Genomic DNA, 12999 nt, shown 5'->3' with positions numbered 1-12999 from the left:
GAAGCGCATCGACGGCTGGAAGGCGACGGTGGCGCGCTATGATTCGGAGCCGGAGACGCAGGAAGGGCGCAAGGAGCTGATGGCGCGCGCCGAACAGACCGAGCAGATCCGCGACGACCAGAAGGCGCGCAGCGAGAATTTCGAAATCGCCTCGGGCCTGCTGCAGATCGGCATCGTCGTCGCCTCCGCCTCGATCATCACCGGCGTCGCGATCCTGAGCTATGCGGCGGGCGGGCTGGGCCTGCTGTCGCTGGTGTTCATGGGGCTGGCTCTGATGGCCCCGCGGCTGTTGTTCTGATCGTCGTCTTTCGCTCAATCAGCACCTACGATGGTGCGCGATTCAAACTGGAGACGTAATGGCAGTCGACCCTGAACTGATCGGCCTCGGCAAAAGCACATCAACTTTCACAAAAGTGGCGCAGGTCACCGCGCAATGGACGGGCAAGCCCGCCACCTTCTTCGTTGCAGTCGGCGTCATTGTGACCTGGGGCCTCTCAGGACCGATATTCGGCTTCAATGACACCTGGCAGCTGGTGATCAACACCTCGACGACCATCATTACGTTCCTGATGGTCTTCATCATCCAGAACAGCCAGAACCGGGATACCGCCGCAATGCAGATCAAGCTCGATGAGCTGCTCTCGAAGGTTGAAGGCGCTCGGGAGGAACTGATGGACCTTGAAAAACTGGATGAGCAGGATCTGACTAACCTCAAGCGGACGTTCGAGAAGAGAGCACAGGTAGCAAGAGACGGCGGCGACCCAGACCGCCTCGATCCAGTCGATTCAAAGATATGATCGGCGGTGACCCTTTAAGCCCTGCAGCTGCGCATCGCGAGGGGTAATGCGAGATAGCAACGCCGCGCGCACCACCCTGGCGGACCCGAGATTCCGCCCGCCACAGTCGGCGGGCATCTCGCTAAGGGCCTGCACTTGTTCGAGATTTTGACAACGACTGCACCCGCTGCGTCCAGGTCAGCGTCGACGACCTTCGCACGATCTGCCGATTCCCGAAATCGCCCTGCGCTTCCGCTGCTCCACCTGCGGCGGCCGGAATACCAGCAGCAGGATGAGCATTGCCGAGTTCTACCGGTCGACGGGGAGCAGGCGATGACCTTCAGCAGCGTCTTCCTGTTGTCGCGGGGATCAATCCGCTCTAGGTGGCGTCTGGGGTGATTACGCAAGCGTAGCGGGGGCTCATGGACAAGATTTGCTTATTGGTCGTGGAAGACGACCCTCTCGTCTTGATCGCGATCGAGGCCGCCCTGCTCGATGCCGGTTTCGACGTCCTCACAGCCAATTCAGGTTCGGAAGCGCTGCTGGCGCTGGCCGCAGATGACGGCAAATTGAAAGCCGTGGTCACCGACATCCGCATGGGGACGGGGCCCTCGGGATGGGACGTGGCCCGGCATGCTCGCGAACGCAGTCCTACGATGCCGGTAATCTACGCGAGCGGAGACAGTGCGGACCAATGGGCCGTTCACGGAGTGCCCCACAGTGTCATGCTATGCAAACCGTTCGCCTTTCCCCAGCTGATAACCGCTCTCGCAGGCCTTCTGAACGAAGCCAGCGAGGCGGCAGCACAGTCCGAGGGCTGATCGGAACTGAGGCTCCGGCTTGCGCAGAACCGACTTGGCATAATCCATACGGGGCCTTTTGTCGCTCGGAGCTTACGGCGGGCGCACTGGAGCGCCCGTCGAAAGTTAGCCAGAATTTCAACCGTTTATTTACAGGTGCAAGAAGCTGATTTAGCGTCAGGTGATCCCGCGTGCATGGGAGGGTCAGGTGGCTAAGCGTTCTGTAGCGATCGTCGACGATCACCCGCTGATTTCCGAGGGTATGGCTTGCCTCGTACAGCGACACCCGGCTCTGCAGCTTGTAGCCGTCGGCAGCGTGGCTGATGACATCTACTCTATCACGCAGACACATCAACCCGATGTAATCGTGGTCGACCTGCTGATGGCTGGCGATGTATTCGAAGCGATTGGCCACGCCGTCGCTGCTTCTCCGCATTCGAGGGTCGTAGTTTTCACAGCCTCAACTACAACGGAGCATGCGATCAGGGCGCTGAAGGTCGGCGCGAGCGCCTATGTCTTGAAGGGGAGTCCTGCCAGCGAACTGGTGGAGGCGATCGAGGCTGTGCTGCGAGATGAAATTTATATTACTCCGCGGCACGCAGCCCATGTCATCAACGCGATGCAGAACTCCGCAAAGGTGAGCGCGGCTAAGCCGCTGGTTACGCTAAGCTACCGAGAAGACCAGATCGTAAAGCTGCTGCTGCTTGGCAAGCGAAATAAAGAGATCGCTGTTGCGCTCGCTCTCAGCGAGAAGACTGTGAAAAGCTATATGACCAATCTCATGCAAAAGCTGAACGCAAAAAATCGCGTCGAAGTGGTCATTGCGGCTCAGCAGATGGCTGCCCTTGCCGGAATCGGCTCCGGCAGATAGCTGAATTCGCGGGATTGCCTACATGCTCAGCGGCCCCTGTCCCCATACGAAATTATCAAGAGCCTGGCCCGCTTCGACGCCCGGAACCAACACCCGGAGATGATCCGCTTCGGACGGATTTGCGTTTTCAAAGACCTGCACCACGACCCATCCTTCACCCTCGACGGGGCCCTCACGCGTCCCTGGGCCTGCCGTTATCCAAGTGGCCCAGTAGAACCCTGGCCGGCTTGGCTGCGATGCGGTCATAAATATCCTCGGCAATTGTGTTCAGTGGAAGTTAGTTCACGTTGCGGCCGCGGCAAGATCGTCAGCCGGCGGCCGTTGATCCGAAGTGAAGGCGGGTAATCTTTTTTGAACAAAAACTGGCGAGAATGGGAGCACGCAAAGCGGGCGCCCGATGATCAAAATTATCTTCATTGGTGGGTTGGCGACGGCCACAGTCGTCAGCGGGGCTTACGCGTATGTGGCCCGGAACGTTCCCAATCACAATGCCATCGTGCATCCGTGTCTTGAGAAGGAACTGTCGCAGCCGCCTGTGCCGAGGATGAGCACATGCCTATGTTTTGCGGAAGAGACGGCGACGTTCTTCTGGACCGCGCGAGCGACTGTGCTGACTGCTGCGCGCGAACGCGCATTGCGGACGTCTATGCTCAACACCTGTCGAGCGCGCTCCTTTCAGAGCAACTTCGGCGATCGCGGTCCTACGCGGATGTCGCCAATGCCGCGGGTCGGCGGATGACAGTGCCGATGTCTTCCAACACGGTTACTAGGATCAACACTGGGGATGGAACAGAGCAGCTATCAGAGAGCTCCTGGCTTAGGATCAGCAACGCGATGATGCTAGAAGTCGGGAATGAAACTCAACACCGATCAGATCAAGCTATTGCAGCGGTTGCACGAGAGCTCCTTTCAATCATAGCCAACTGCCGATCTGATCGCTCTATTGATGCTCCGTCTAGTCGTCCGCGGCGGGTACACCCGGATCATCACTGAGAAGGGCCAAGCGGCCCTACGCGAACTCGGCTAGTTGCTAGTCCCGCACGGCTCATTCCGGATCTCAATCTCTGCCCGATGCACCGCGGCCTGAGTCTCATTTAAGACGAGGACGGTCACGACGCCGAGGCCTTCGAATTCAAGCGCTGCTTCGCGCACAGCCTCCTCCGCCGCCCGACACGCCGCATCAATGTCTGGAAGCTCCAGCCAGTCTGTCTCAATCGTTCCGCCTGTCTCGTGGTCCGGGCTTTGGAATAGGAAGCGCGGCATATCCGGGCAACTTTGATGGACAACGGCGGTTCCTTCGGCGTCAACGACCGCCGGCGACGGACGGAACCAGGACAGGGACAGACGCAGTCGAACAACAGGCAATAGCCAGAAAGGCCGCCACGACGGCCCACGCGGCGATGTAGCAGGCTCTCATTCCGACCCTTCCTACATGAGGGAGGAATGCCAAGGCCCGCGGCGGGTTCACTCAAAATTGTGATCGGCTACGCGTCCGTCCGAGGAGCGGCAGCTTGCGCCATTCCAGCCCGAAAGAGTTGGATAGCCTTCGTGCTGAGATCCGCTGAAGGGTCCGTCTGCCAGACCTGCACTATGATGTATCCGAGACGCTCCCGCGCTGCCGACCTCTCCAGGGCATCAATTGCGTTTTGTCCGTCCAGTGCTGTCCAGGCAGCGTCGTACGCCTCGGCCAGCCTCTGTAGTTCCTCGGGCTCGGCCGCGATCGATGGAAGTGTCATGGCTATTCCCCTACGTCTTCATACGCTTCTCTCACGGCGGCACGACGCATCGAAGACAGCACGTGTTTGTGATCAACGCGGCTCAGAGTCGCAGCCCGCCAGAGGAGACAACTATGCCGGTCCGCGATGCAAGTAAGGAGTTCTGGCCAAGGTGTTCTTAAATGAGCCAAATCAGCGTCGCCCGATGTGGAGCGTTCGGAGAAGGTATACTAGGCCGTCCGGAGACGGTGCCTTGCAACTTGGTCGAGCGTGTGCACGCCTAAAGAGCGCTTAGCCGTGGCGCTTTTTGGAGCCCACCTGTGCCACGCTATTTCTTCGACACTGACAACGGCTCGACCCTCATCATCGATGATGTCGGCCTCGACCTACCTGACGACGCCGCAGCTCGGCAGGCGGGACTGGACACGCTTCCCGATATGGCGCGTGACCATGCCCAAGATCATGATCATCGAACGTTCAGTGTCAGCGTCAGAGATGCTAGTCGACACGTCATCTATACCGCGACGCTGGCATTGATGGGCGGCTGGCGGAATAGGGGGGAGAAGCCGCAGGCTCGTTGACTGTGCCGCACGCCGCGTACCCGATCCACAACGCAAAAAGGCCGACCCCGCGCGAGCGAGGCCGGGCCAGAAAAGCGCTGACCTCAATGCCTCTGGTAATGTCCTGTGGCCGACTTGGCAGGCGGCCTGTGGATCGGTCCTGCTCCCCAGACAAAATCAGCCGTCGACTGCGCCGTCTCCACTCCTGGCACCAAAACAATCATTTGATCAGCAGTCGAGGGTGCTGCGTTCTCAAACACCTGCACGACGATCCATTCCTCCAAACCTGACACCGGACCGTCGCGGGTTTCCGGCTGCGCGCTGATCCACTGAGCCCAGTAAAAGCCTGGTTCGATCGGTAATACTCCGGCCATGGGAACTCCGTTAGTCCGCGTTGTGTCGACATAGCGCAGATTTCCGTAAGGTCAAATGCAAGGATGGCTTGGGCTCTACGCCGGAGACAGCCGGCCCTGATCGGGGCGGGCTGACGAAACCGCCGATCTCAACCAGGTTGAAGATGATCAGGCCAGCGCCGATGAAGACGCCCGCCGCGGCGACCAGCCCTATCCGACCCCATTCCCGCGTTAGCAAATAGTCGATTGCAGCTACCGCGCAGCCAGTAGCCTCACGCCGGCGCCGCTATTGGATTGTTGTGGACGCCGTCGGCAACCCCAAAGTCTCCCGCGCGTGTTCTTCTGCCACGTCGAGGATCGTTGTCACCGCGTCCAAAATTGTAGCCCGAAACGCTTTGGTTTGCTCTGCAGTAGCGCTGACGGACGATTGCAGCGCCTCGTTGATCGCAATGCGGCAGCAGGCAAGGGCTTCCTCCTCTTCCCCTGGGCGCAGCCGCCCGCATTCAGCTATAGCCGCAGCGACGCTCAGCAGGAGCGCTTTGTGCAAGGCAGTCGTCCAGAGCCTCTCGTGATCATCCATCGCTGGCCCATAAGCCCCCCCAGGCGCTTAGACACCAGCGCACCTAGATGCGAGATGAACAGAAGGCAAAAACAAGCACTGCCTGCCGTTTGGGGATCAGTAGATCAGAACTGAAAACACGATGGCCAGCGCGATGAAAAGTCCGGCAATAGCGCCCGCAGCCCCAGCGGGAGTGTTCCTGGTAGAGACATGCATAACACACCTCCAAGTTGTCATTCTCGCCTCTAATAACGCGGCCATACCGTCCTAGTTCAGGACGTCAGTTTCTGTTTCGAAACCGCGGTTTACCGGCGCATCTCATGCTAAAAAAGCCCGGCCCCGCGGAGGCGGAACCGGCCTAGCAGGAAAAACGCTCTGACGGAGCGTCCGGAGGTGGCTAACCGATGATCATCTTGAATCCTAGAGGAGCAGCCACCGGCGCGGGCTCTACGGCCCACCGGTCTAATGTCGGCGCCGATGAACACTGGTTGGCGATCCGGAAGGAAAAAGGCCCGGCCTCGCGCGAGCGACACAGGGCCGGTCAGTAGAGGACTTGGCGCCCCCTCATGCTCGAAGCAAGCTATTTGATGCCCTTGAGGCTGGTGATGATCGAGGTGAGATCTTTGATGTTGGCTTTGGCGCCCTCCGCCGATCCCTAGTAGGTCAGGATCACGCCGCGTGTATCGGTCACTGGCAGCACCGTGAGGCTAACCTGCGTCGGGCCATCCTCGTCCTTATCCTCCCATTTCACCTGGACGCCGCCCAGACCGTTTGGCCTGCTGCCGGTTCTGTGGATGCTCGGTTAAGCTAATCCCTCCTTCTTTTCGAACTCGGCCGGGCTGAGATAGCCGATGGTCGAGTGCCTGCGGATGGTGTTGTAGAACCGCTCGATCTAGTCGAACACGTCCGCCTTGGCGGCGTCGCGGGTTCGGTAGACCTTGCCGCTGATCCGCTCGGTTTTCAGTGATGAGAAGAAGCTCTCCATTGCGGCGTTGTCCCAGACTTTACCAGATCGGCTCATCGAACAGGTTACGCCGTTCTCGGCGAGCAACTCCTGGAAGTGCTGGATGGTGTATTGGCTGCAGTGACCGGAGTGATGCAGCAATGCGTCCGGCTTGCCGCGGTGGGCGGCAGCATAAGGCCGGCTGGAACACGAGGGCGGGTCTGACGCCAGCCATGCGCGCGGCATAACCCAACGACAGCAGCAGCCAGACGGGTACGGGATGAACGACAACAGTGACAACAGCCAGATCGTAGATGCGCTGAACCATCCAATCTCTGCCATGGATAAAGCACGGGTCCGGATACGTGAGCTGGAAACGGCGCTGGCGGCGGAGAGGGAGCGTTGCGCAACGATCGCGCGGCTTCATTCGAAACAGGGGGCGACCCACGACGCAATTGCAGCAGCCATCCGGAAGGGCTGAAGCCAGCCCCACGCTCCGCTATCCGATTAGCTGTACTGCCGCTTTGGGGTCGCCACTATCTCGCCGGTTGTTCCTCTGTTGGAGGCCCGTCCATGATGGCACCGCGCAGTTGGTTGCGCAGTTCAGGCGTATCGTGGTGTCCATGCACAGCAACCGCATGCTGGACCGCGGCCTCGAGAAGTTCACGATCCGTGTCGGCGCTGATGGCGATGGAGCAGTTTATCTCGCTGGGGAATGAGCGACAATCGATATGTTTACGTGTCATGGCATCCTCCCTCACGGAAAGATCTTCCGCCTAAATCATGCCGAATTGAAGGCTTTTGGCTGCTCGCCACCATCTGACAGCCGTTCGCTGGCGCGATAGGAATGAAGGGAGTTAACCCGTCTTGGCTAATCTTGCGGCCTGCTGATCTAGCGAAAGTCTCCGAGTGAGACACGTGTCGATCAATCAGCATCCTGCTGGCCCTAACGGTTAATCCTCACTGAGCAAATGAACTTCTGATTGAGACGGCGCGGCGGCTCCCGCCGCGCCGTGGTGGACCGAAGATCTTCGACATTCGCAAGGGTTCGCGGCCTGCTGGCCTCACACTGCGCTCGAACGTCGGCTTTATGGCAAAGCCTCAACGTCAACTAGTGGCGCCTCCTGGCCGAGCCAACAAATGTGGCGCGAACTCGAGCTTCGCACGGCCGGCTGAGCACGAAGTCGGCAGCGTTGCTATGGACCCGTTGCAATCGCGCGCACCTTGTGGTTCAAGATCGGCGCAAGGGGTTCTTCGCGACGACCCCGTGAGGCGTCAGCCCAATGTTCGCGTCCACTTTCCTCGTTTCAGGGATGGACGCTCATGTCTTCCAACATCCAGATCACCGCTGCCCAGTTGTCCCGGCTCGTCGGCTTGCCGGGCGCGCCGACCATCGTAGACGTCCGCATTCTCGACGATGTCGCGCTCGACCCGCGCATCCTACCCGCCGCCGATCATCGCTCGCACAAGAGCGTCGCGGACTGGGCCCGAGACTATGCCGGTCAACGCGTCGTCGTGGTCTGTCAGCGGGGCCAGAAGCTCAGCGAAGGCGTCGCCGCCTGGCTTCGGCATGAGGGCGTTGAGGCCGAGAACCTCCAGGGCGGCTTCGAAGCGTGGCGCGATGCCGGTGGGCTGCTAGTCTCGACCGCCAAGCTGCCGCCGCGCGACGCACAGGCGCGCACGCTCTGGGTGACGCGGTCGCGTCCCAAGGTCGACCGCATCGCCTGCCCGTGGTTGATCCGCCGCTTCATCGATCCCAAGGCCGTATTCCTGTTTGTTACGGCCGCCGAGGTGCCCGATGTCGCCAGCAGGTTCGGCGCCACGCCCTTCGACATCGACGGCATCTTCTGGAGCCATCGCGGGGAGCGCTGTACCTTCGACATCATGATCGAGGAGTTCGGACTGGCCTCGCCCGCCCTCGAACGGCTTGCGACGATCGTGCGCGCGGCCGATACGGCACGCCCGGATCTCGCGGCCGAAGCGCCCGGCTTCCTGGCGGCGTCGCTCGGCCTTTCGCGCATGTTCAAAGACGACCTCGAACAGCTCGGCGCCGGCATGCTGCTCTACGACGCCTTCTATCGCTGCTGCCGGGACGCGACCGAGGAGACGCACAACTGGCCAGCCGGCTCGAAGTCGGCCTGAAGGTGAGTGCAATGCCCCTCGCAACCTCTAGCGAAACCGCGATCACGGCTCCGTCCGTCCCGACTCTCGCCCAGGCCGTCAAGGTCTGGGCGAGGATCGGCTGCCTCTCCTTCGGCGGACCCGCGGGACAGATCGCTCTGATGCACAAGGAGTTGGTCGATGACCGCCGCTGGATCGGCGAGCAGCGGTTCTTGCACGCCCTGAACTACTGCATGCTCCTGCCGGGCCCCGAAGCCCAGCAGCTTGCCATCTATATCGGCTGGCTCATGCACCGCACGATCGGCGGCCTCGTCGCCGGCCTGCTCTTCATTGTCCCCGGCGCACTGGTAATGCTGGGTCTGAGCCTGCTCTATGTCAGCTATCGCCATGTGCCGCTGGTCGACGCCGTCTTTTTCGGCGTCAAGGCGGCCGTGTTGGCCGTGGTCGTTGAGGCGGGCCTGCGGATTAGTCGGCGCGCCCTGAAGAACCGCGCCATGGTCGTCATCGCGATCGCCGCCTTCATCGGCATTTATCTGTTCAAGATCCCATTTCCAGTCATCATCCTGGCTGCGGGCCTCGTCGGCTGGCTGGGCCACCGCCACGCGCCGACGACGTTTGCGGGCGGCGGACATGGCGGCAAGCCCGGTGCGCCCGAGTTCAAGGGTATCGTCGACCTGATGTTCGAGCGCGGCGAACTCGATCACGCAAGGCCATCAACCTCCAAGGCCTTCAAGATCTGCGCGATCTGGCTGCCGCTCTGGCTCGCGCCCGTTGTGATGCTCTGGCTGCTGACGGGCCGTACCAGCGTCTGGACGCAGGTCGGCGGCTTTTTCAGCACGATGGCGGTCGTTACCTTCGGCGGCGCCTATGCCGTGCTGGCCTACGTCGCCCAGGCCGCGGTCGAGACCTTGGGCTGGTTGGCGCCCGGCGAAATGATCGACGGGCTGGGCTTGGCCGAGACAACGCCGGGACCGCTGATCCTCGTCCTCCAGTTCGTCGGCTTCCTCGCCGCCTACCGCGCGCCGGGCGGGCTCGACCCGCTGCTGGCCGGGGGCCTCGGCGCATTCCTGACGCTCTGGGTCACATTCACCCCGTGCTTCTTCTGGATCTTCCTCGGTGCGCCCTATGTCGAGGCGCTGCGCGGCAACAGGGCGCTCTCTGCCGCGCTCACCGCCATCACCGCAGCCGTGGTTGGGGTCGTGATGAACCTCGCGCTCTGGTTCGCGCTGCATGTCATCTTCCGCGAGGTACGCTCGCTCGAATTCCTTGGCCTCGCGCCCGATCTCCCGGTCCTGTCATCGCTCGACTGGCGCGCGGCCGTGCTATCAGCCGCCGCCATGATGGCGATGCTGCGCTTCAAGATCGGTATGATCCCGACGCTCGCTGCGGCTTCACTAGCCGGTGTCATGTTCGCCTAATCGGGGAGCCTTTGATTGTGACCCACGTGATTCAGGAACGATTGACCGGGAGTTGTGACGCAGGCGAACATCTGCATCAGGGAGAAGCCTAGAGGGCAGCTACTGGCGCCGCCCGGCCTCGTTCCTCCACTGAATTCAGGTGGCGGGATCGGGGCCTGAAGCGGTTGATCAGTTGCCGGCTGTACGTGCCCCGCACCTTGCCCACGAAGAGACGGAGTGCCCGATACGCGAACGCTTACGAGGGCGCGAGAACGTCGGTGGCTTGGTGATCACGCAATACACCGTCAATGATGATTACGGCTCCGCACGCGTTGCGCGTACGAAGCCCGATGATGGCTCGGTAATCTCTCGACACGTACCAGGCCCGGGCTGCGGCTCTGTCCGGGAAGGCGATAGCGATAAGATCGCCCGACCATTGCCCCTCCAATATTTCGGCGTGGCCGCCGTGGATCATAAAGCGTCCTTTGTAGGGTTTAAGAGTCGCGTCGATGCGCTCCAGGTAAGCGACGATGTCCGGGCCAATTTCACGTCGTGCAGGTGGCCAATGGCATAAGCAGTCATGGGGGGTCTCCTCATCTTGGAGCCAAGGTCCCATCGAGCACGCTGGGACGCAATTACGTCCCAGGTAGTCGCCGACGCCGCAATGTATCGCCTTTTCAGCTACCTGCGCGCCTATGGTCGCGTTGTCGGAAGCTCGCGCCCGACGTCCGGAGGCCTCATCAGAGCCTGGCCCAAAAACGCCCGATCAAGGCTCATCTCAACGCGCTGCTGCCACTTCCCGCTGGGACATACCGAAACGTGAATCCACTCAGTGCCATCCCCGACGCTGTTCAGTTGAACCAAGCAAGTTCTGTGGTTTGGATCCAAGGGAGGTCTTAGGATCGCGACATAACCTTGTAACTCACTAACCGATTTGTTTCCGGCCGAGAGACAGACATTGAAGAGGCTGACTACGCTTGCCCGTGCCGGCCTGTGAAACTGCACCAGCCGGCGAGATCACCTTCGACAGCCCGCGAGGCGTACTCGTTTGATCCAAATCAAGACTCGAAATCGAAGGCGCTTTTAGTGTGCTCGCCTCAATGCGAGTTGCATCCATGAGTCGACTGATAAACATCCAATCCGACGATGATCACGCTGCAGCAGTTGAAAGGCTTTTTGCCCTCCTGCCATGCCCTCTCGGCACTCACGCAGAGCTTGAGGCTCGGCTGATCCAGCTAGCGATCGACCGCTTTGAACGCGCTGCTGCCCTGGCCATTGAGTTACGCCTCTTAAAGCGTCTGCACTAATGACCATGGAGGATCCGACGGAAATCAAAGACGAGGAGCAATTGGATGCAGCACTAGAGCGCATTCGTGAGCTTTCTGAATTCCCTCCTGGTAGTCCGGAACGCGATGAAGCCGAGTGGCTTGCCATTGCCGTTTCACAGTATCGGCGCGACGACCGCAAAGCGCGCCGACTTCAGCGACTGCGACGCTTGCATTGAAACTCAGCTTTAGCGGGGCATTTAGCGAAAAGGCGCGCTTTAAGCTGCAATCGATCGGTTACAATCGCAGCATGCTAAGCTCGCCGGCAGATATAGCGCGCCAACTGTCTGCAAGACTCTCGTGAGGATGAGCACTGACCCAGACATGGTCGGACACCCAAGCCACCGCCAAACGCCACTAATCCACTATTTCCAGCCTGAGCCGGTCGAGCCCAGTTTTGGCAGCTTGGCGCTTGCAATGGAGCAGCCTTGGCCGGTCCTCAAGGCTTCTACTTGCTGGACCAGCCGTAAGTCTGTCTTCGAAGATAGTAACGATCATGTCCAGCTCATCGCGACAAAACCGGGGTCAGCTCTGCCGCCGTTGATCAACCTCAGCAGATGTCGCAGCGCAGCTCAACGTCATTCGTGATAAGATGAATCGAGATGCGGCCTCCAATGGAGGAAACGCTATGCCGACCGAATATCCGAAAACTGATCATCGCTCTGCCTGGAACATGGGTCGCCTGATTGGGCCCAAGCCGCCGCTGAAGCCTCGTCATATCTGGGCAACCCGAACGCGATTGCAGCACGATCACCGCGTACGCGATCTTGCTATGTTCAATCTAGCGATCGACAGCAAGCTGCGCGGGTGCGATCTGGTTCGACTACGGGTGAGCGACGTGGTGCTGGGCGGCACCGTCAGACTGCGTACGTCGATCATTCAGCAGAAGACCGGTCGCCCCGTGCCGTTCGAGCTGACTGATCCAACGCGTGATGCTTTGACGGCGTGGCTTCGACGCCGTCCCACGGCCGATCCCGGCTGGCTGTTTCCCAGTCGAAGTCGCAAGGGCGATCACGTCACGACCCGGCAGTACGGGCGCCTACTCGACGACTGGGTTGCATTGATAGGGCTGGACCCGGCCCTTTATGGTACCCACAGCCTGCGTCGGACCAAGGTTGCCTTGATCTACAAGCGGACTGGCAATCTGCGAGCTTGCCAACTCTTGCTGGGCCACTCGAAGTTGGACAGCACAGTCCGCTACCTCGGCATCGAAGTTGACGACGCGCTCATCCTTTCTGAGCAAACCGACATCTGACATAAGACCGCGGCTGTAGCTTTTTGCTGCAGCCGCTCGCCCCGTTGTCAGGCGGAGCTTTGGGCCGATAGCAGTACCTAACCAGCTGCACCTCGCAACGTCCTATTCCCGGCAAGGCCCGAACAGCAGCTTTTGGCGCTGAGCGCTGGAGAGGGGCAGGCCGATGAGCGTCGCACCTGAAAGGAAAAATAGCTCCTGCGAGACATTGGCACTCTTTGCAAGCGTGACGAGACAAGAGAATCAGGTAAAGGCGCGCTCTATTCAGTCCTATCGATCACGCCTACCGCCTATGCCTACCAATCGAAGCCCGCGCTCCTTCGCCGA

13 protein-coding genes and 1 pseudogene are annotated in these 12999 nt (G+C 60.4%); 10 read left to right on the top strand and 4 right to left on the bottom strand.

Annotation, left to right across the window (positions count from 1 at the left end):
• The 5 genes from ASG72_RS08730 to ASG72_RS20295 form a co-directional block, all read left to right on the top strand.
• On the top strand, positions 1-298 hold a 298-nt coding region (locus ASG72_RS08730; protein ID WP_162246217.1), incomplete at its 5' end, for a DUF4337 family protein.
• A gap of 58 nt (positions 299-356) precedes the next feature.
• Positions 357-797 carry a low affinity iron permease family protein gene (locus ASG72_RS08725; RefSeq protein WP_056711209.1) on the top strand — a complete coding sequence of 147 codons (441 nt, stop codon included), beginning with the start codon at positions 357-359 and terminating at the stop codon, positions 795-797.
• Between the two features lie 401 nt (positions 798-1198).
• Complete coding sequence (locus ASG72_RS08720) at positions 1199-1597, top strand: response regulator (RefSeq protein WP_056711207.1); 399 nt, start codon at positions 1199-1201, stop codon at positions 1595-1597.
• Positions 1598-1784: 187 nt separating this feature from the next.
• Positions 1785-2447 (top strand): response regulator transcription factor, encoded by a 663-nt coding sequence (locus ASG72_RS08715; RefSeq protein WP_056711206.1) that lies wholly within the window; start codon positions 1785-1787, stop codon positions 2445-2447.
• 2035 nt (positions 2448-4482) lie between these two features.
• Positions 4483-4743: a hypothetical protein gene (locus tag ASG72_RS20295; RefSeq protein WP_082540213.1), complete on the top strand. Its 261-nt coding sequence runs from the start codon at positions 4483-4485 to the stop codon at positions 4741-4743.
• A gap of 83 nt (positions 4744-4826) precedes the next feature.
• Here ASG72_RS20295 and ASG72_RS20670 read toward each other — a convergent pair whose 3' ends face one another.
• Together ASG72_RS20670 and ASG72_RS08695 are read right to left on the bottom strand one after the other, a co-directional pair.
• Positions 4827-5096, bottom strand: a complete 270-nt coding sequence (locus ASG72_RS20670; protein WP_156395870.1) for a hypothetical protein — start codon at positions 5094-5096, stop codon at positions 4827-4829.
• Between the two features lie 1340 nt (positions 5097-6436).
• A pseudogene (locus tag ASG72_RS08695) lies at positions 6437-6757 on the bottom strand (IS3 family transposase); the annotation flags it as partial.
• A 100-nt stretch (positions 6758-6857) separates the two neighbouring features.
• On the opposite strand from ASG72_RS08695, the gene ASG72_RS21255 reads away from it, so the two are divergent.
• Entirely contained in the window at positions 6858-7058 is a 201-nt protein-coding gene (locus ASG72_RS21255; protein WP_156395869.1) for a hypothetical protein, read from the top strand.
• Between the two features lie 55 nt (positions 7059-7113).
• On the opposite strand, the gene ASG72_RS20290 is transcribed toward ASG72_RS21255, so the two are convergent.
• Positions 7114-7323, bottom strand: coding sequence for a DUF1059 domain-containing protein (locus ASG72_RS20290; RefSeq protein ID WP_082540212.1), 210 nt, complete (start codon positions 7321-7323; stop codon positions 7114-7116).
• 577 nt (positions 7324-7900) lie between these two features.
• Here ASG72_RS20290 and ASG72_RS08690 point away from each other — a divergent pair.
• Together ASG72_RS08690 and chrA are read left to right on the top strand one after the other, a co-directional pair.
• A complete protein-coding gene (locus tag ASG72_RS08690; protein ID WP_056711194.1) occupies positions 7901-8719 on the top strand; it encodes a sulfurtransferase/chromate resistance protein in 819 nt (272 codons plus the stop codon).
• An 11-nt stretch (positions 8720-8730) separates the two neighbouring features.
• A complete protein-coding gene (chrA, locus tag ASG72_RS08685; protein ID WP_156395868.1) occupies positions 8731-10116 on the top strand; it encodes a chromate efflux transporter in 1386 nt (461 codons plus the stop codon).
• Positions 10117-10351: 235 nt separating this feature from the next.
• Here the strand turns inward: chrA and ASG72_RS08680 are convergent, their stop codons facing one another.
• Positions 10352-10570: a DUF1330 domain-containing protein gene (locus ASG72_RS08680; protein WP_348271571.1), complete on the bottom strand. Its 219-nt coding sequence runs from the start codon at positions 10568-10570 to the stop codon at positions 10352-10354.
• Between the two features lie 831 nt (positions 10571-11401).
• Between ASG72_RS08680 and ASG72_RS20660 the strand changes: the two genes are divergently transcribed.
• On the top strand, positions 11402-11599 hold the full coding sequence (locus tag ASG72_RS20660) for a hypothetical protein (protein ID WP_156395867.1): 198 nt from the start codon (positions 11402-11404) through the stop codon (positions 11597-11599).
• Positions 11600-12048: 449 nt separating this feature from the next.
• Positions 12049-12675: a tyrosine-type recombinase/integrase gene (locus tag ASG72_RS08675; protein ID WP_056711189.1), complete on the top strand. Its 627-nt coding sequence runs from the start codon at positions 12049-12051 to the stop codon at positions 12673-12675.
• The last annotated feature ends 324 nt before the right edge of the window (positions 12676-12999 follow it).

The sequence above is a fragment of the Allobosea sp. Leaf344 genome, assembly GCF_001426225.1.
Taxonomy (GTDB): domain Bacteria; phylum Pseudomonadota; class Alphaproteobacteria; order Rhizobiales; family Beijerinckiaceae; genus Allobosea.
This window is presented reverse-complemented; position numbering and strand designations above follow the sequence as displayed.

What these genes read in the sequence shown, in the direction of transcription:
- ASG72_RS08725 (WP_056711209.1), top strand. Translation starts at nt 357, where the DNA reads ATGGCAGTCGACCCTGAACTGATCGGCCTCGGCAAAAGCACATCAACT.
- ASG72_RS08720 (WP_056711207.1), top strand. Translation starts at nt 1,199, where the DNA reads ATGGACAAGATTTGCTTATTGGTCGTGGAAGACGACCCTCTCGTCTTG.
- ASG72_RS20670 (WP_156395870.1), bottom strand. Translation starts at nt 5,096, where the DNA reads ATGGCCGGAGTATTACCGATCGAACCAGGCTTTTACTGGGCTCAGTGG.
- ASG72_RS21255 (WP_156395869.1), top strand. Translation starts at nt 6,858, where the DNA reads ATGAACGACAACAGTGACAACAGCCAGATCGTAGATGCGCTGAACCAT.
- ASG72_RS20290 (WP_082540212.1), bottom strand. Translation starts at nt 7,323, where the DNA reads ATGACACGTAAACATATCGATTGTCGCTCATTCCCCAGCGAGATAAAC.
- ASG72_RS08690 (WP_056711194.1), top strand. Translation starts at nt 7,901, where the DNA reads ATGTCTTCCAACATCCAGATCACCGCTGCCCAGTTGTCCCGGCTCGTC.
- chrA (WP_156395868.1), top strand. Translation starts at nt 8,731, where the DNA reads ATGCCCCTCGCAACCTCTAGCGAAACCGCGATCACGGCTCCGTCCGTC.
- ASG72_RS08680 (WP_348271571.1), bottom strand. Translation starts at nt 10,570, where the DNA reads ATGATCCACGGCGGCCACGCCGAAATATTGGAGGGGCAATGGTCGGGC.
- ASG72_RS20660 (WP_156395867.1), top strand. Translation starts at nt 11,402, where the DNA reads ATGACCATGGAGGATCCGACGGAAATCAAAGACGAGGAGCAATTGGAT.
- ASG72_RS08675 (WP_056711189.1), top strand. Translation starts at nt 12,049, where the DNA reads ATGCCGACCGAATATCCGAAAACTGATCATCGCTCTGCCTGGAACATG.